Source organism: Caballeronia concitans (assembly GCF_001544615.1).
Taxonomy (GTDB): domain Bacteria; phylum Pseudomonadota; class Gammaproteobacteria; order Burkholderiales; family Burkholderiaceae; genus Caballeronia; species Caballeronia concitans.
Map to the genome: position 1 here is coordinate 171,872 of NZ_FCNV02000011.1, position 16,959 is coordinate 188,830.

Annotated in this window: 16 protein-coding genes and 1 tRNA gene; 12 read left to right on the forward strand and 5 right to left on the reverse strand. The window is 61.8% G+C overall.

From position 1 onward, the window contains the following. Nucleotides 1–24: 24 nt before the first annotated feature. From AWB72_RS22240 to AWB72_RS22255, 4 genes are all read left to right on the forward strand, one after another. Nucleotides 25–1,275, forward strand: coding sequence for an aspartate kinase (locus tag AWB72_RS22240; RefSeq protein WP_040051548.1), 1,251 nt, complete (start codon nucleotides 25–27; stop codon nucleotides 1,273–1,275). A 145-nt stretch (nucleotides 1,276–1,420) separates the two neighbouring features. Continuing rightward, nucleotides 1,421–1,513: transfer RNA gene (locus AWB72_RS22245), tRNA-Ser, on the forward strand. 401 nt (nucleotides 1,514–1,914) lie between these two features. Then, the gene (locus AWB72_RS29275; RefSeq protein WP_208863169.1) at nucleotides 1,915–2,910 is read left to right on the forward strand and encodes a hypothetical protein; all 996 of its coding nucleotides are present in this window, start codon (nucleotides 1,915–1,917) and stop codon (nucleotides 2,908–2,910) included. A gap of 24 nt (nucleotides 2,911–2,934) precedes the next feature. Continuing rightward, entirely contained in the window at nucleotides 2,935–3,399 is a 465-nt protein-coding gene (locus AWB72_RS22255) for a hypothetical protein (RefSeq protein WP_084592987.1), read from the forward strand. Nucleotides 3,400–3,422: 23 nt separating this feature from the next. On the opposite strand, the gene AWB72_RS29515 is transcribed toward AWB72_RS22255, so the two are convergent. The 3 genes from AWB72_RS29515 to loiP form a co-directional block, all read right to left on the reverse strand. Beyond that, nucleotides 3,423–3,725 carry a tyrosine-type recombinase/integrase gene (locus AWB72_RS29515; protein ID WP_052449988.1) on the reverse strand — a complete coding sequence of 101 codons (303 nt, stop codon included), beginning with the start codon at nucleotides 3,723–3,725 and terminating at the stop codon, nucleotides 3,423–3,425. Between the two features lie 120 nt (nucleotides 3,726–3,845). Continuing rightward, nucleotides 3,846–4,361, reverse strand: a complete 516-nt coding sequence (locus AWB72_RS29695) for a tyrosine-type recombinase/integrase (protein WP_084592989.1) — start codon at nucleotides 4,359–4,361, stop codon at nucleotides 3,846–3,848. 347 nt (nucleotides 4,362–4,708) lie between these two features. After that, entirely contained in the window at nucleotides 4,709–5,479 is a 771-nt protein-coding gene (gene loiP, locus AWB72_RS22265) for a metalloprotease LoiP (protein WP_040051551.1), read from the reverse strand. A 340-nt stretch (nucleotides 5,480–5,819) separates the two neighbouring features. On the opposite strand from loiP, the gene AWB72_RS22270 reads away from it, so the two are divergent. Then, entirely contained in the window at nucleotides 5,820–6,179 is a 360-nt protein-coding gene (locus AWB72_RS22270; protein ID WP_040051552.1) for a hypothetical protein, read from the forward strand. A 237-nt stretch (nucleotides 6,180–6,416) separates the two neighbouring features. Then, complete coding sequence (locus tag AWB72_RS22275; RefSeq protein WP_040051553.1) at nucleotides 6,417–6,785, forward strand: hypothetical protein; 369 nt, start codon at nucleotides 6,417–6,419, stop codon at nucleotides 6,783–6,785. A gap of 74 nt (nucleotides 6,786–6,859) precedes the next feature. Here AWB72_RS22275 and fabI read toward each other — a convergent pair whose 3' ends face one another. After that, nucleotides 6,860–7,651 (reverse strand): enoyl-ACP reductase FabI, encoded by a 792-nt coding sequence (gene fabI / locus AWB72_RS22280; protein ID WP_040051554.1) that lies wholly within the window; start codon nucleotides 7,649–7,651, stop codon nucleotides 6,860–6,862. 325 nt (nucleotides 7,652–7,976) lie between these two features. Here fabI and AWB72_RS22285 point away from each other — a divergent pair, with 325 nt between their 5' ends. The 6 genes from AWB72_RS22285 to AWB72_RS22310 all read left to right on the forward strand — a co-directional run bounded on the left by AWB72_RS22285 (nucleotide 7,977) and on the right by AWB72_RS22310 (nucleotide 16,303). Further along, on the forward strand, nucleotides 7,977–9,800 hold the full coding sequence (locus AWB72_RS22285; RefSeq protein ID WP_040051636.1) for an extracellular solute-binding protein: 1,824 nt from the start codon (nucleotides 7,977–7,979) through the stop codon (nucleotides 9,798–9,800). Between the two features lie 10 nt (nucleotides 9,801–9,810). Further along, nucleotides 9,811–10,860, forward strand: a complete 1,050-nt coding sequence (locus tag AWB72_RS22290; protein ID WP_040051555.1) for a microcin C ABC transporter permease YejB — start codon at nucleotides 9,811–9,813, stop codon at nucleotides 10,858–10,860. A 74-nt stretch (nucleotides 10,861–10,934) separates the two neighbouring features. Continuing rightward, nucleotides 10,935–11,975, forward strand: a complete 1,041-nt coding sequence (locus AWB72_RS22295; RefSeq protein ID WP_250452035.1) for an ABC transporter permease — start codon at nucleotides 10,935–10,937, stop codon at nucleotides 11,973–11,975. Then, nucleotides 11,972–13,570 carry an ABC transporter ATP-binding protein gene (locus AWB72_RS22300; protein ID WP_040051557.1) on the forward strand — a complete coding sequence of 533 codons (1,599 nt, stop codon included), beginning with the start codon at nucleotides 11,972–11,974 and terminating at the stop codon, nucleotides 13,568–13,570. Before AWB72_RS22295 ends, AWB72_RS22300 begins: the two co-directional genes overlap by 4 nt. A 147-nt stretch (nucleotides 13,571–13,717) precedes the next feature. Beyond that, entirely contained in the window at nucleotides 13,718–14,380 is a 663-nt protein-coding gene (locus AWB72_RS22305; RefSeq protein WP_040051558.1) for a C40 family peptidase, read from the forward strand. A 378-nt stretch (nucleotides 14,381–14,758) separates the two neighbouring features. Continuing rightward, nucleotides 14,759–16,303, forward strand: coding sequence for a 2-isopropylmalate synthase (locus AWB72_RS22310; RefSeq protein WP_087128711.1), 1,545 nt, complete (start codon nucleotides 14,759–14,761; stop codon nucleotides 16,301–16,303). A 66-nt stretch (nucleotides 16,304–16,369) separates the two neighbouring features. On the opposite strand, the gene AWB72_RS22315 is transcribed toward AWB72_RS22310, so the two are convergent. Next, complete coding sequence (locus AWB72_RS22315; protein WP_040051560.1) at nucleotides 16,370–16,885, reverse strand: hypothetical protein; 516 nt, start codon at nucleotides 16,883–16,885, stop codon at nucleotides 16,370–16,372. Nucleotides 16,886–16,959: the final 74 nt, after the last annotated feature.

The window sequence follows — 16,959 nt, forward strand, 5'->3', positions numbered from 1 at the left end:
TTTTCCCTTCTGTTCAAAACGACAATGGCACTCATCGTACACAAATACGGCGGCACTTCGATGGGCTCGGTCGAGCGCATCAAGAACGTCGCCAAGCGCGTCGCCAAATGGCACAAGGCCGGCCACAAGATGGTCGTCGTGCCGTCGGCGATGTCCGGCGAAACCAACCGCCTGCTCGGTCTCGCGAAAGACATCACGGCGAACCCGGACCCGCGCGAACTCGACATGATTGCCTCCACGGGCGAGCAGGTCAGCGTGGGGCTGCTCGCCATCGCGCTGCACGCCGAAGGCCTCGACGCCGTGAGTTATGCCGGCTGGCAAGTGCCGATCAAGACGGACAGCGCGTTCACGAAGGCGCGCATCAGCGAAATCGACGGCGAGCGCGTGCTGAACGATCTCGACGCGGGCAAGGTCGTGGTCATCACGGGCTTTCAGGGCGTCGATCCGGACGGCCATATCGCCACGCTCGGACGCGGCGGCTCGGACACGTCGGCGGTCGCGATCGCGGCGGCGCTGAAGGCGGACGAATGCCTGATCTACACGGACGTCGATGGCGTCTACACGACCGATCCGCGCGTCGTCGACGATGCGCGCCGGCTCGATCGCGTGACTTTCGAGGAAATGCTGGAAATGGCGAGCCTGGGCTCGAAGGTTCTGCAGATCCGCTCGGTGGAGTTTGCCGGCAAGTATCAGGTGAAGACGCGCGTGCTCTCCAGCCTGACCGACCCGCTGATGGCACTCGACGAAGAGATGCACTCGGGCACCCTGATTACTTTTGAAGAAGACGAGAACATGGAAAAAGCAGTGATTTCTGGCATCGCGTTCCAGCGCGACGAAGCGCGCATCGCGGTCATGGGCGTGCCCGACAAGCCGGGCGTCGCGTATCAGATTCTCGGGCCGGTGGCCGATGCGAACATCGACATCGACATGATCATTCAGAACCAGAGCGTGAACGGCAAAACCGATTTCACGTTCACGGTCGGCCGCGGCGATTATCAGCGTGCGCTGGAAATTCTGAACGGCCAAGTGAAGGGCCACGTTCAGGCGGAAACCGTGCTGGGCGATCCGAAGGTGTCGAAGGTTTCGGTGGTGGGCGTGGGCATGCGTTCGCACGTGGGCATCGCGAGCACCATGTTCCGCACGTTGTCGGAAGAGGGCATCAACATCCAGATGATCTCGACGTCCGAAATCAAGATTTCCGTGCTGATCGACGAGAAATACACCGAGCTGGCCGTGCGCGCGCTGCACAAGGCGTTCGAGCTGGATCGCGCTTGATTGCGTTTGATTGCGCTCACTGGCGGCGGGGACAATCGAAGTCGATCGATTGGAAAAAAATCGTCATGTGAATTTGACCGCTGCCGGCGAACACGCTATTATCTCGATCTCGTTGCACTGCACTCCCGGTGCAACGAAAAGTTTGGGAGACGTGGCCGAGAGGTCGAAGGCACTCCCCTGCTAAGGGAGCATCTGGCTAAAAACTGGATCGAGGGTTCGAATCCCTCCGTCTCCGCCAGTGGTAGGAAGAGAGCCCCGCAAGTCGAAAGACTTGCGGGGCTTTTGCTTTTCTGGCCCATCATTTAGCCCATCAGCGGGCACCGTTCAGACTAGTTCTGTTGTCCTTACGACGGGAAGTCGACTGTTGGTGAAACGCTACGGCGGAATGTTCTGGCTGACTCTAGCCGGTTCTGAATTGCGTGATCCTTTACGGGCGCTTATAGGACCACTCCCATTCTGATAGCACGGCCCCGGTAGGGGAGCGCCATTGCGGACGGTCAAAAGCTTGACCTTCTTTTGCAAATCTGGCCGCGAATGCGGGGTACGCTGAGACCCCGAAAAAGGGCGGGTAGTCCGCAACATGGAGTAGAACACTCGGCGTACTGCCCGGATTATGACCACAAACCAGACGGAGATGACATGTCGTTTCCAGAATGGGGGCATTCGTACAATGCTCTCTATGTGCCGCTGACGAGCGACTGGCAATGCTCGCTCGTGCCTGCCCGTGACGTGCAGGACGTTGATCGCGGCTGGACACTCTCCTATGAGGAGCGTCAGAAAGCGCGCAAGGGTCGCGAAGAACAGATTGAGCAGGACCGGGGAGACTTCGACCGGCTTTTCCGGGTTGACACGAGCCGCCGCGCGGCGCGCGCCTGTAGTGACTTCAGCGCCTATGCCGCGTTTATCAGCGAACATCTGCGTATCTCGCGCCTGGCCGCGCCGGTCGATGGGGAAGGCGTGACGCGCATCCTTCGCGGCGCGGTGCGCGATGGCTCGCTCATTCCCGCTATTAACCGGGCGTGGCGGGGTAGTCGGCGGGTGAGCCGGGCCTACGCGCCGCAAAGCTGGCCGAAGCGAGCGCCGGACCCGAAGCCGACCGTCTACGGGGTCGGTAACGGCTACTTCGTACCACTTGATGCGAGCGGATACTTTATCGACCGCACGCCCTATGTTCCGGTTGCCGCGAGCGCGAGCAATGCCGCCGGTTCAAACGGCGGGGCTGATTGGCTTGGCGCGGTCGAGGCGGCGGCGGGAGGGTTGCTTGGTGGGGGTGACGATGACTCGGACGTCAGCGACGATACGCCGGACCTTGCCGAGAGCATGGCTGACGATTCAGCCGATGGCGATGTGTCGGACGATTCAACCCCGCTTGGCGATGCTCAGCCGTTCGACTATCAGCCTGATATGCCGGACGGCGATGAGGAACAAGTCGCGGCGCGGGGAGTTCGTATGACGGGAAACGAGCCGGGGGGCTTCGCCATTAACCCCAATGGCCAAGACGTGGATTACTTCGATTCAGACGGCAATCTTTCGGCGCAATATCATGGAAGCCACGGCGAACCGCACGGACACAATTTTTCTGACGGTGTGCGGGACAACACGCATCTTCCGATGTCACCGATCAACTTTGACTAGGCGCGTGCAGAATAAAGGACCCTTATGAGCAACGCAAACAAGACATGGGGCTGGCATCTTGCCAAGGGTGGTAATTGGCTTGAATTGGTCCTTGGTGGATATTCTTCTTTTCACGATTCCGCCGTACGCTCACTCTGTTTGCAGAGAATCCGGCGAACTCATGAAGGGGTGAGCGGCCTTCCGTTGCCGGGAAATCGCACACGCGAATTGCTGGACCTTCGGCTGGAGGTGTTTCACAACCGGTATGGTGCACCGCCCGTTTCGGGTCATCCGGATTACATAGCGGTACTAGATTTTCTGGATATTCAAGTGTCGGATATCGACGTGAACGGTATGGTGGAAGAAGCAACGATTATGGAAATGACGCTTGCAAAAACGCCGGAAGGTTTGATCCAACTTGACCTTACTCCAAATGTTGGCCTTGATATACGGCTAATGTGTAAGGAAGCTGTTGTTGTCGATTTGCGCCCTTACACGCGCGACGTCTAGTTGCTTTCCGGCAGCAAAATTCATCAATAGGCGGCTTTTTTGTGGACGGCCACCGAGTCAACCTGCCAGCCCAAATACATGCGCCGCCCTTTCTTGACGAGCGCGAGCGCCGCCGTCGAGAGCGGAACGCGGTGCGGCTCTTTTGCCTTCATCCGCTCGCACGGTACGGTCCAGATACCCGCTTTAAGGTCGAATCCGCCCCACGTCGCGCCACGTTCGCCGCCGCGCGCCGCCGTCAGACTCAGAAACATCAGGGCGGCGCGCGTGGCTTCGGCTTGCTGGAATTCAGCGACATGCTTCTTCACGAATGTGCGCACGTCGCGCACGGCATCGCGGGCTGACGTTCCTTCTTGCCCGTCTGCTTGGGCAGGATGTGATCGACCACGCTAACGGGATTCGCTGCAATGTGGCCAAGCGCCCCAAGCCCATTGCATGACCGCGTGCACTCATTGGCGCGTGCGGGAGGCGGTTTCTTGTTTTTCGAGCCAGATGAGACGCAGCACGTCCGCGCAATCGGCGGGCTTAATCGCGTTCAGCTTCTTCGCGCCGATCTTCGGAAAGACGTACGTCTGTAGCGTGTTGATCCACTGATCGGCGTGTTTCGCGTTCTTCCAGCCCGGTTTCAGTTCCTCGTACAGTTCGCGCGCTGCCTTCTCAAAGCTGAGCGCAGCGGCGGCAGCAGCGGCGACCTCGCGTTCGCGGTTGCGCTGCTCGATAGGATCGTCCCCAGAATCGAGAATCTTGCACATGGCGAGCGCCTTCTCGCGGGAGTCCGCGATCGATGTGTTTGGATATGTGCCGAGGCCTGCATCGCGACGCTTTCCCGTTATCGGGCTGGTGAAGCGGAACGTCCACTTATTGCCGGTCTTGGTCGGTGTGAGGAAGAGCCTCGTTACCTTGCCATCGAATACCGATTTATCGTCCGGTCGTAACGCTTTCGCTTGTTTGTCCGTCGATGCGATTTTTCAGCCGATCAGCCCTCGGCGAACGGCGGACAGTGCTGCAATAATGCAGACTCAAACGGACAAATGCGAAAGGTAAGTTATTAAGTCAAAGGGAGATTGCGGAATTTTCCGGAACATGCTGGACCTTGTTATGTCGGTCTCCGTCTCCGCCAGTGGTAGGAAGAAAGCCCCGCAAGTCGAAAGACTTGCGGGGCTTTTTGTTCATGGGCAAAACAGAAACGATTCGTTCTGCTTTCTTTTCGACGTGCATGCGTGAACCGCGATCTAGAAGCACGAGTAACCACCGCCCGCGCCATCGACAACCGGCGGCATGGCAGCCGCCGGCCGTACCGCCGATACCGCGCTTACTTGCTCGAAGCAATCCGCTCTTCGATATGCTTCGCGCGCGAAGGCGACGACGGATGCGAGCTGAGCATGCTCGACTTGCCGCCATCCAGCGCCGCCAGCTTCTGGAACGCCGTCACGAGACCGGCCGGGTTGTAGCCCTTCTTCTTCTGCTGGTCGAACGAGTAATCGTCCGCGGCGCTTTCCTGCGACTGCGAGAACTGCGCGTTGATGAACTTCTCCGACAGATCGCCGAGTTGCGAAGACGACAGGCTGCCGACCACGCCGCCAGCCTGCGACGCCACCGAGCGCGCCGCCGACGTCGCATAGGCGAGCTGCATCGCCTTCTTCGTGTGGCCGAGCGCCACGTGGCCCATCTCGTGACCGACGACGCCGCGCACTTCGTCGTCGTTCATCATGTCCATCAGGCCGCTGTAGACGCGCACGCAGCCGTTCGCCATCGCCCACGCATTGACGTCCTTCGTGATGTAGACCTTGTAGTTGACCGGCACGCCGTTGATGTTGTCGCCCAGTTGCTTCGAGATGCGGTTCAGGCGCTGCGCGTACTGGCTCGATGCCGGCGCGATCTTGCTTTCGGCGTCCATCTGCGCGCAGGACTTGTCGGAGAGCGCGCGGACGTCGCTGTCGCTGAGCGAGAACGCCTGAGTGGCCATCTGGCCCGATTGGAGCAGCGCGTCGGGATTCATATTGGCGACGCTGCCGCACGATGCGAGCGTCACCACGGCCGCTGCGATAGCGGAAGCGCCCAATGCCAAGCGAGAGAATTTCATGGTCTACCTTTGTGATCTGTTGTGATTGTCGGTCCGCAAGCGTTCGCGGACGGGCGCAATCCTCAATGGGCGCCGCGCCGTAAGCTATCCGAAAATTCCTATTCTGCAGACGAAGGTAGATAGAAAGCCAGTCGTGATGTGAATCAGTGGCGCGTGCGAGGCGAATCAGGCGGTCGGGGGAAATTAGAAGCGGGGCGAGCTTAGCGACTTTCGGATAAATCCTTGCGTTTTCGTAAGTTCCGAGCCGGTAATAGGACGTTACCAAGTCAAACACTCGCCGCGCCATTCTTCGCTATAGTCGGTCCGACACAACAAACAACCCATCGAGGTAAGGCATCACATGAACAAGGTTTCGAAGGCTTCCGTGGCCTACGCGCTCGTCATCGGCGGTCTGACGCTGTCGGGTGCGGCGATGGCGGGAGTTTCCGTGGGCGTGAACATCGGGGTTCCCGCGCCTGTGTATGTCGCGCCGGCGCCTGTGTACGCGCCGCCTCCGCCGCCCGTCGTGTATGCGCCCGCGCCGATGTACGCGCAACCGGCCGTCGTGATCGGCTGGCACGGCGATCATTACTGGGACGGCCGCCGTTATTGGGATCGCGACGACTGGTATCGTCACAACGGACGCGGTCACGCGTACGGGCACGAGGAACATGGGGATCACGGGGATCACGGGGATCACGGGCGCCACGGCTGGCACTGAGCCGCGAACGCTCCGGTCAATGAGAAAAAACCACCCGCGAGGGTGGTTTTTTCGTTTCCGGCCGCCGATTACCGCGCGTCACCCTGTTGGCCTGTGGCGACAGAATGTAACAAAAGGTAAGCTTTCCTCTGACATTACGTTCGGCGGCAAAGCAACTTACAAAGCTGAAATATCGCGTTGAAAGCTTGCCGTTATATTTTGTCGTACGCGAACAACCAGAACACGAGGACAAAACGTATGAAAGCCAAACTGACGGGGCGAATCTTCACGAGCGTATCGATTGTCACGGCATGCGCCACGACGGCCGGCCTGGCCAATGCCGCCGATGTCCACGTGGGCGTCAATATCGGCACGCCTGCGCCGGTGTATGTCGCGCCGACGCCGGTGTACGCGCCGCCTCCGCCGCCTGTCGTGTATGCGCCGCGGCCCGCGCCGATGTATGCGCAACCGGCCATCGTGATCGGTTGGCACGGCGACCGTTACTGGGACGGCCGGCGCTACTGGAGCCGCGGCGACTGGGATCGGCATCACGGTTACGGGCGCGGCCACGACAAACACGGTCACGGCCATGGAAACGGTCACGGCAACGGCCACGGACACCACTGAACGGCAAAAGGGCCGCTTCCGAACGAAAGCAGCCCTTTTGCATGAACCGGACAGTGCGGCAAATGCCGCGGGCCTTACTCGCCGATGCCCGCCATTCCGCCGACGACCGCGTGGAAGCCGGAATCGACGTGCACGATTTCCGCGCTCACGCCGCTCGCCAGTTCTGACAGCAGGAACGCCGCGACGTTGCCCACTTGCTCGATCGTCACGTTGCGCTTGAGCGGCGCGTTGTCTTCGACGAAATCGAGAATCTTGCCGAAGCTCTTGATGCCGCTTGCCGCGAGCGTCTTGATCGGGCCGGCCGAAATGCCGTTCACGCGCACGCCCTTGCTTCCGAGCGATGCCGCGAGATAGCGCACGCTCGCTTCGAGCGATGCCTTCGCGAGACCCATCGTGTTGTAGTTCGGAATCGCGCGCTCGGCGCCGAGATAGCTGAGCGTGAGGAGCGACGCATTGTCGGACAGCATCGACTGCGCGGCCTTGGCGAGCGCCGGGAAGCTGTACGCGGAGATGTCATGGGCGATGCGGAAGTTCTCGCGCGTCATGCCTTCGAGGAAGTCGCCCGCGATCGCTTCGCGCGGCGCGAAGCCGATGGAATGCACGATGCCGTCGAGCGTGCCCCAGCGTTCCTTCAGCGCGGCGAAGAGGGCGTCGATTTCCGCGTCGCTGCCCACGTCGCACGGGTAGATCATGTCGCTGCCGAACTCCGTCGCGAATTCGGTGATGCGGTCTTTGAAGCGCTCGCCGACATACGTGAACGCCAGTTCCGCGCCTTCGCGCTTGCAGGCCTGCGCGATGCCGTATGCGATCGAGCGGTTCGACAGCAAGCCCGTCAGCAGAATTCGTTTTCCAGCGAGAAAGCCCATGAATGCTCCTTGAGTGTCAATGTCACGCGAGGCGCGCGGCGGGTCGCCGTTCATTGCGAGTGCGCGCTTCGCGTCGGGTGCAGGGCGCATCGGTTCGGCGGGGCGGGCAGGCATCGTGCTAAGGGGCCAGCCATGCGCCGAAACCGGATGGCGTTTTGATTGGGTAGAATTCTCTCACATCGACACTGCGGTCCGGCCTGTCTCACGGCTTCGCACGCTGCGTTATTCATCGCGCCGGGGCCATCATTTATCTCGCAAGGAGCCTATGACCGGGCTGACGACGACCGCCACGCCGATCCCATCATCGCCCGCATGGGGCAAGTGCATGGCGCTCGCGCTCGCGGCATGGATCGCGTCGAGTTCGGGCAGTCCGGCGCACGCGGCGCACGCCATCGCGCAGTACGGCGAGCCGAAATATCCGCCTGGCTTCAGGCACTTCGACTACGTCAATCCCGACGCCCCGCGCGACGGCACGCTCGTGCTCGCGAATCCGAACCGTCTGACGAGCTTCGACAAGTTCAATCCGTTCACGCTGCGCGGCAATCCCGCGCCGGGTCTCGGGCTGATGTTCGAAAGCCTGACGACGGGCAGTTCCGACGAAGTGGCGAGCGCGTATTGCCTGCTTGCCGACGACATCGCCGTCGCACCCGATGGCCTTTCGGCGACCTTCCACATCAATCCGAAAGCGCGCTTCACCAATGGCGATCCCGTCACGGCCGAGGACGTCAAGTTCTCGTTCGAGACGCTGAAAAGTCCGAAGGCCGCGCCGCAGTTTTCCGTGTACTTCGGGCAGATCGCGCGCGCGGTCGTCGTGGACCGGCTGACGATCCGCTTCGAATTCAAGGTCGCAACGCGCGAAATGCCGCTGCTCGCGGGCGGCATGCCGGTGTTCTCGCGCAAGTGGGGCATGCGGGCGGACGGCACGCGCGTTCCGTTCGATCAGCTCGCGTTCGAGAAGCCGATCGCGAGCGGCGATTACGTCATCGACAGCTTCGACAACGGCCGCACGATCACCTACAAGCGCGATCCGAACTACTGGGGCAGGTCGCTGCCGGTGCGAATCGGCACGCACAACTTCGCGCGCATCGACTACAAGCTGTACTCGGACGCCACCGCGCGGCTCGAAGCGTTCAAGGCAGGCGAGTACGACGTGCTCGTCGAGAATGTCGCGCGAAGCTGGGTGCGGCGGGACATCGGCAAGCGCTTCGACAGCGGCGAACTCATCAAGCGCGAGTTTCCGCATCACAACGGCACCGGCATGCAGGGCTTCTTCATGAACCTGCGCAGGCCGCTCTTCAAGGACGTGCGCGTGCGGCAGGCGCTGGATCTCGCGCTCGACTTCGAGTGGCTCAACCGCCAGTTGTTCTTCAATCAGTACAAGCGCACGGACAGTTTCTTCGTCAATACGGATCTGCAGGCGAAAGGCACGCCGAGCGAAGGCGAACTCGCCATTCTCGAGCCGCTGCGCAAGAAGCTGGATCCCGCCGTGTTCGGCGAAATGCCGAAGCAGCCGGACACCGATCCGCCCGGTTCGCTGCGCGCCAATCTGATCAAGGCGCGCGAGTTGCTGGCGCAAGCCGGATGGACGTATCGCGATGGCGCGCTGCGTAACGCGAAGGGTCAGCCGTTCGTCTTCGAGATACTGGACGATACGGGCGGCGGGGCGTCGATGGAGCCGGTCGCCGCCGCGTTCGGGCGCAATCTGCAGAAGCTCGGCATCACGATGAACTTTCGCACCGTCGATTACGCGCTGATCCAGAAGCGCCTCGACGCGTTCGACTTCGACATGACGAGCGTGCGTCTGCCCGACGTGCAGGTGCCCGGCACGGAGCAGGTATCGCGCTTCGCCAGCCGATACGCCGACGAGCAGGGCTCGGACAACCTCGCGGGCGTGAAGTCGCCGGCTATCGATGCGATCCTGCAAAAGGTCGTCGGCGCGCAGACGCGCGAGCAGCTCGTGGACGCGACACACGCGCTCGATCGCGTGCTGATGCACGGTTACTACGTGGTGCCGCACTGGTACTCGGCGACGCATCGCATTGCTTATCGCAACACGCTTGGCTATCCCGCGACGCTGCCGCTCTACTACACAGCGGACGAATGGGTGCTGTCGACGTGGTGGAAGCAGCCCGCCGGCGCTTCGAAATAAAGGACGAGCCATGTGGAGCTACATCGCCAAACGCATTCTCTTGATGATCCCGACGCTCATCGGCGTGCTCACGCTCACGTTCGTCGTGATCCAGTTCGTGCCGGGCGGCCCAGTCGAGCAGGCCGTGCACGACTTGCGGCGCGGCAACGCGGAAGGGGGCGGGGGCGGCGCGGGCTTCGGGATGCGCGCGCATACCGGCGTCGATGCGCAGCAGATCGCGCAACTCAAGGCGCTCTACGGCTTCGACAAGCCGCCGCTCGAACGCTATCTCTCCATGCTCGGCAAGTTCGCGCGCTTCGATCTCGGCGACAGCTACTTCCGGCATCAGAGCGTGTGGTCGCTGATCGTGTCGAAGCTGCCGGTGTCGATCAGCATCGGCTTATGGACGTTCTTCATCACGTATCTGATATCGGTGCCGCTCGGCATCGCGAAGGCGGTGAAAAACGGCTCGCGTTTTGATGTCGCCACGAGTCTCATCGTGCTCATCGGTTTCGCGATTCCCGGCTTCGTGCTGGGCGTGCTTTTGCTCGTGCTGCTCGGCGGCGGATCGTTCCTGCAGCTTTTCCCGCTGCGCAACCTGACTTCCGATAACTGGGCGACGCTCTCGCTCGGCGGAAAGGTCGTCGATTACCTTTGGCACATCACGTTGCCCGTGGTGGCGTCGGTGGTGGGCAGCTTCGCCATCGTCACGATGCTCACGAAGAACGCATTTCTCGATGAAATTCGCAAGCAGTACGTGCTGACCGCGCGCGCCAAAGGGCTTTCCGAGCGGCGCGTGCTGTGGAAGCACGTGTTCCGCAACGCGCTTTTGCCGCTGATCGTCGGCTTTCCGGCGGCATTCATCGGCGCGTTCTTCACGGGCAGCCTGCTGATCGAAACGCTCTTTTCGCTCGACGGGCTCGGCTTGCTTTCCTATGAATCCGTGGTGCGGCGCGACTATCCGGTCGTGCTCGGCACGCTGTATCTCTTCACGCTGATCGGGCTCGCGACGAAGCTCATCTCGGACCTCTGTTATGTCTGGGTCGATCCGCGCATTCAATTCGAGCAACTGGAGCGCTGACCTTGAATCGAGCCGCATCGCCGCGCCGCGCCGCGACCGCCAGCGACGCCCAGCCGCTTTCGAGCGAAGTCTCGATGACGCCCGGGCGGCGCGTGTGGCTGCGCTTCAGGCGCAATCGGCTGGGCTACTGGAGTCTCGTCGTGTTCGTCGCGGCGTTCGTCCTGAGTCTCGCGGGACCGCTGTGGTCGAACGACAAGCCGCTCGTCGTGCGGTATCAGGGGCAGCTCTATTTTCCGCTCGTGAAGACGTACGCCGAGACGACGTTCGGCGGCGACTTCCCGACGCCCGCCGATTATCTCGATCCCTTCGTGCGCGACCGCTTCAACGCGCCGGGCAACTTCGCGGTGTATCCGCCGAATCACTACTACTACGACACGCTCAACTATTTCTCGAAGGGCTCGAATCCCGCGCCGCCATCGCGCGAAAACTGGCTCGGCACCGACGATCGCGGCCGCGACGTCTTCGCTCGGCTGCTTTACGGGTTTCGCGTGTCGGTGCTCTTCGCGCTGGTGCTGACCGCCATCGGCACGGTGCTCGGCGTGGTGGCGGGCGCGGTGCAGGGCTACTTCGGCGGAAGGACGGATATCGTCGGGCAGCGGCTCATCGAAATCTGGAGCGCGTTGCCGGAGCTTTATCTGCTCATCATCTTCGCGTCGATTTTCGAGCCGAGTCTCGTGCTGCTGATCGTGCTGTTGTCGCTGTTCGGCTGGATCGGCCTGTCGGACTACGTGCGTGCGGAATTCCTGCGCAATCGCACGCAGGACTACGTGCGCGCCGCCCGCGCGATGGGGCTCTCCAATTGGCAGATCATCTGGCGCCACGTGTTGCCCAATAGCCTGACGCCTGTGATCACGTTCCTGCCGTTTCGCATGAGCGGCGCGATTCTCGCGCTCACGAGCCTCGATTTTCTCGGTCTGGGCGTGCCGTCGCCGACGCCATCGCTCGGCGAACTGCTCGCGCAGGGCAAGGCCAATCTCGACGCGTGGTGGATCTCGCTATCGACCTTCGGCGTGCTCGTCGCGACGCTGCTGTTGCTCACGTTCATGGGCGACGCGTTGCGCAACGCGCTCGACACGCGCATCGCGGATGCGGTGAAAGCGGGAGGCGGGCAGTGAGCGAAGCCTTGTTGTCCATCGACAATCTGCGCGTGCGCTTCGGCGACACGCTCGCCGTCGACGGCGTGAGCCTCGACATCCGCGCGGGCGAACGTGTCGCGCTCGTCGGCGAATCCGGTTCGGGCAAGAGCGTGACGGCGCTGTCGATCCTGCGCCTCGTCCGCGACGCCGAAGTGACCGGCTCGATCCGTTTCGCCGGCGAGGAGTTGCTCACGAAAAGCGAACACGCGATGCGCGGCCTGCGCGGCTCCGACATCGCGATGATCTTCCAGGAGCCGATGACGGCGCTCAATCCGCTCTACACGGTGGGCGATCAGATCGGCGAAACGATCCAGCTTCACGACGGCGCGACGCCTCGCGAGGCGCGTGTGCGGGCGATCGCGCTGCTGGCTCGCACGGGCATCACCGAGCCGGAGCGGCGCGTGGACAGTTATCCGCATCAGCTTTCGGGCGGGCAGCGTCAGCGCGTGATGATCGCGATGGCGCTCGCGTGCCGCCCGCGTCTCCTGCTCGCTGACGAACCGACGACCGCGCTCGACGTGACCATCCGCGCGCAGATCGTCGAATTGCTGCTGGAGTTGCAGCGCGATGAAGCCGAGAAGCGCGGCATGGCGGTGCTGCTCATCACGCACGATCTGAATCTCGTGCGGCGCTTCGCCGAGCGCGTCGCGGTGATGGAAAAAGGCGTGCTCGTCGAGAGCGGCGCGGTGGACGCGCTCTTCGAGGCGCCGCAGCATCCGTACACGCAGCGCCTCTTGCAGAGCCGGCCGAAGCGCAGCGTGCTGCCGGTGCTGCCGATCGCGCCCGTGCTGCTCGATGCGAAAGACGTCCGCGTGGAATATCCGACGCGGCTTCCGGGCGTCGCTGGATGGTTCAAGCGCGGCCGCTTCAAGGCGGTCGACGACGTCACGCTGTCGGTGCGTCAGGGCGAAACGCTCGGGATCGTCGGGGAATCGGGTTCGGGCAAGTCGACGCTCGCGATGGCGCTGCTCGGCCTGCAGCGCATTTCGCACGGCAGCGTCGAATTTCAGGGCAAGCCGCTCGACGATTTTCGCGGACGCGAAAAAACCGTGCTGCGCTCGAATTTGCAAGTCGTGTTTCAGGACCCGTTCAGCTCGCTGTCGCCGAGGCAGACCGTGGAGCGGATCGTCGGGGAAGGGCTCGCGCTGCATCGGCCGGAACTGGATGCCGCCGCCCGGCGCGCGAAAGTCATCGCCGTGTTGCGCGAAGTGGGCCTCGATCGAACCGCGCTCACGCGCTATCCGCACGAGTTCTCCGGCGGGCAGCGCCAGCGCATTGCCATCGCGCGTGCGCTCGTGCTCGAGCCGAGTATTTTGATTCTCGACGAACCGACGAGCGCACTCGATGTCTCAATCCAGACTCAAGTTCTGGCGCTGCTCGCCGATATACAGCGAAAGCACAACCTTGGGTACGTGTTCATTAGCCACGATCTGAAGGTGATCGGCGCCATGGCGCACCGGGTGGCGGTGATGAGAGATGGAAATGTCGTGGAAGCGGGTGACGTAGAGAAGATTTTTGCGAAACCATCCGACGAATACACACGAAAGCTGCTGGCGGCAGCCCTGAATTCCTAAAAATCTTTCTTTTTCGTCAATTGCGTGTGCGTGTCCATTGTATTTTTCTATTTCTTTTGACAGTTAAATACTTTGTGGCTAGTATGCGTTCAACTTTTCGCATATCTCACTGATTTTTCAGTCTTTAATTGTAAATTCTACCGACCGATGCAGCCACTAACGTTGACTCAGACATGCGCGCGCGCGGCCGCCGGCATGTTGATCGGCCTTCTGATGACCACCACTTCCGTCGCGTTCGCCGACGAAGTCAGCAGTAACAGCCAGAATGCCGGCAACGGCAGTTTCACCTCTTCCAAAGCCATCGATGTCGCAGCCACGCCGGACACGGCGAGCGCGCCCGGCGGCGCGAAGGCGTTTCTTTCCGGCATGGCGAGCAAGGCGGGCGACGTCGTCGTCGGCGCGCTCAACATGATCGGCGTGCGTTATCGTTGGGGCGGCAACACGCCGGACTCCGGTCTCGATTGCAGCGGCTTCGTGCGTTACGTCTTCCAGGACACGCTCGGGATGACGCTGCCGCGCCGCGCCGAGGAAATGAGCCGCGTCGGCGAAAAGGTTCGCGTGTCGGACCTGAAGCCGGGCGACCTCGTCTTCTTCAACACCATGCGCCGCTCGTTCTCGCACGTGGGCATCTATATCGGGGACAACAAATTCGTGCATTCGCCGTCGACGGGCAGCACCATCCGCGTCGACGACATGGAAAGCGGCTACTGGGAACAGCGTTTCCAGGGCGCGCGCCGTATCGAGAATGCGCAGATCGGCGACGGCAGCGAATTGCGTCAGCGCGTGAGCGCAACGCTCGGCGGATACTGATCGCCGCTCGCGTCGGATCAAAAAAGCCCTGCTTCCTCGTGAACGCAGGCTTTTTTTTCGCGCATGCATTTTGTCCCAAGCGCGTTTGGCGCAAGCGCGCCGCCTATGGACGCCATCGGAAAGCCTCATTGCACGCGCTACTAAAAGCCGTTATAGTTTTCGAATGAACTTTTCTTCGTTCCCCCTCTCGTCTTTCCTGGCTGGTGCGTCGCTACGCGCACTATCGCTACTAGCGCCGCTCGCGCGCTGATTCTTCTCGCCTCCCGTCTGCTCGTTCAAGGTTTTCGACGCCAGCGGTGGCGCGAACACCCGGATTCCGTTTTGTCGTTTCATCCCGATACTCCCGACAATCAATAAATCTCCCCACAGGAGCCGAACATGGCAGCAGACAAGTTGATCATCTTCGATACGACCTTGCGCGACGGCGAGCAGTCCCCCGGCGCTTCGATGACGAAGGACGAAAAGATCCGCATCGCGAAGCAGCTTGAGCGCATGAAGGTCGACGTGATCGAAGCGGGTTTCGCCGCCAGCTCGAACGGCGACTTCGACGCGATCCACACGATCGCATCGCTCGTGAAGGACAGCACGGTTTGCTCGCTCGCGCGCGCCAACGACAAGGACATCCAGCGCGCCGCCGATGCGCTCAAGCCCGCCAACCAGTTCCGCATCCATACGTTCATCGCCACTTCGCCGCTGCATATGGAGAAGAAGCTGCGCATGTCGCCGGAGCAGGTGTACGAACAGGCGCGGCTCGCTGTGCGTTTCGCGCGCAAGTTCACCGACGACGTCGAGTTCTCGCCGGAAGACGGCAGCCGCTCGGATATCGACTTTCTGTGCCGCGTGCTCGAAGCGGTCATCGACGAAGGCGCGCGCACGATCAACATCGCCGATACCGTGGGTTACGGCGTGCCGGAACTCTACGGCAACCTCGTGAAGACGCTGCGCGAGCGCATTCCGAATTCCGACAAGGCGATCTTCTCCGTCCACTGCCACGACGACCTCGGCATGGCCGTGGCCAACTCGCTCGCGGGCGTGCAGATCGGCGGCGCGCGTCAGGTGGAATGCACGATCAACGGCCTCGGCGAGCGCGCGGGCAATACGTCGCTCGAAGAAATCGTGATGGCGGTGAAGACGCGCAAGGATTACTTCGGTCTCGATGTCGGCATCGATACGACGCAGATCGTGCCGACTTCGAAGCTCGTGTCGCAGATCACCGGCTTCGTGGTGCAGCCGAACAAGGCGGTGGTCGGCGCGAATGCGTTCGCGCACGCGTCGGGCATCCATCAGGACGGCGTCCTGAAGGCGCGCGACACCTACGAAATCATGCGCGCGGAAGACGTGGGCTGGAGCGCGAACAAGATCGTGCTCGGCAAGCTGTCCGGCCGCAATGCGTTCAAGCAGCGTCTGGAAGAACTCGGCGTGGCGCTCGAATCCGAAGCCGACGTGAACGCCGCGTTCGCACGCTTCAAGGATCTCGCCGACCGCAAGGCCGAAATTTTCGACGAAGACATCATGCAGATCGTCTCCGAGGAATCGGCGGAAGCGCAGGCCAAGGAACATTTCCGCTTCGTTTCGATGAAGCAGCATTCGGAAACCGGCGAGCAGCCGCAAGCGAAGGTCGTGTTCGCGGTCGAAGGCACGGAAGTGACCGGCGAGGCGCGCGGCAACGGTCCGGTCGATGCGACGCTGCACGCGATCGAATCGAAGGTGGATAGCGGCGCCGAACTCGTGCTGTACTCGGTCAACGCGATCACCACCGGCACGCAGGCGCAGGGTGAAGTGACGGTGCGTCTGTCGAAGAGCGGGCGGATCGTGAACGGCGTCGGCACCGATCCGGATATCGTCGCTGCGTCCGCGAAGGCGTATATCGCGGCGCTCAACAAGCTGCACTCGAAGGTCGAGAAGCTGAATCCGCAGCTTTGATGCGCGAGCGTCCGGTCTGAAGCAAAAAGCCCTCTGAACGAGGGCTTTTTTGCGTTTCGGGCGATGTCAGAAGAGACTGCGCCGGTCGGGATCGTGCAGCGGGTCGGGCGTTTTTTGCGTGAGCCGCAAGATGCCCTGGTCGTCGAAATAGAAGCTGTACATCATGTACCAGAAGTTCGCCTCCATATACCGATACGTCCAGACTTCGCGCTTCATCAGCGGAAAGTACGACGTCTCCACGGGCCGGCCGAAGTTCACGAGCACGTCGTCCTTAGTCCACGTGCCGATCTGCGCCTTGTAGAACTCGCTGTCGTCGAGCACCTGACGCACGCTGACGATTCTGCCGGCGGCATCGACATCGGCGGCGGTCGTGAATTCGCCGAGCGGCTGCGTCGGCCACATCAGACGCTTGCCGCCGTTGGGCAGATCGTAGATTTCGCGCGGCGGGCCGAGGCGCGCGGTGATCGTCGATGCATCCGCGCCCTGCTGATAGTTCTGCCACGGCTGCGCGCAAGCCGACAGCAGCAGCGCCGCGCCCGCGCCCAAAAGCGCGCCGCGCAGGCGGTTGAATGAGTGCAGCATGGCAGCCTCCACGTGCTGGTTCCTCGCGACGGCGAAGATTGTTCATGTTTTCCCGTGATTTTGACACGCGACAC

What these genes read in the sequence shown, in the direction of transcription:
- AWB72_RS22240 (WP_040051548.1), top strand. Translation starts at nt 25, where the DNA reads ATGGCACTCATCGTACACAAATACGGCGGCACTTCGATGGGCTCGGTC.
- AWB72_RS29275 (WP_208863169.1), top strand. Translation starts at nt 1,915, where the DNA reads ATGTCGTTTCCAGAATGGGGGCATTCGTACAATGCTCTCTATGTGCCG.
- AWB72_RS22255 (WP_084592987.1), top strand. Translation starts at nt 2,935, where the DNA reads ATGAGCAACGCAAACAAGACATGGGGCTGGCATCTTGCCAAGGGTGGT.
- loiP (WP_040051551.1), bottom strand. Translation starts at nt 5,479, where the DNA reads ATGAAATTCTCTCGCTTGGCATTGGGCGCTTCCGCTATCGCAGCGGCC.
- AWB72_RS22270 (WP_040051552.1), top strand. Translation starts at nt 5,820, where the DNA reads ATGAACAAGGTTTCGAAGGCTTCCGTGGCCTACGCGCTCGTCATCGGC.
- AWB72_RS22275 (WP_040051553.1), top strand. Translation starts at nt 6,417, where the DNA reads ATGAAAGCCAAACTGACGGGGCGAATCTTCACGAGCGTATCGATTGTC.
- fabI (WP_040051554.1), bottom strand. Translation starts at nt 7,651, where the DNA reads ATGGGCTTTCTCGCTGGAAAACGAATTCTGCTGACGGGCTTGCTGTCG.
- AWB72_RS22285 (WP_040051636.1), top strand. Translation starts at nt 7,977, where the DNA reads ATGGCGCTCGCGCTCGCGGCATGGATCGCGTCGAGTTCGGGCAGTCCG.
- AWB72_RS22290 (WP_040051555.1), top strand. Translation starts at nt 9,811, where the DNA reads ATGTGGAGCTACATCGCCAAACGCATTCTCTTGATGATCCCGACGCTC.
- AWB72_RS22295 (WP_250452035.1), top strand. Translation starts at nt 10,935, where the DNA reads ATGACGCCCGGGCGGCGCGTGTGGCTGCGCTTCAGGCGCAATCGGCTG.
- AWB72_RS22305 (WP_040051558.1), top strand. Translation starts at nt 13,718, where the DNA reads ATGCAGCCACTAACGTTGACTCAGACATGCGCGCGCGCGGCCGCCGGC.
- AWB72_RS22310 (WP_087128711.1), top strand. Translation starts at nt 14,759, where the DNA reads ATGGCAGCAGACAAGTTGATCATCTTCGATACGACCTTGCGCGACGGC.
- AWB72_RS22315 (WP_040051560.1), bottom strand. Translation starts at nt 16,885, where the DNA reads ATGCTGCACTCATTCAACCGCCTGCGCGGCGCGCTTTTGGGCGCGGGC.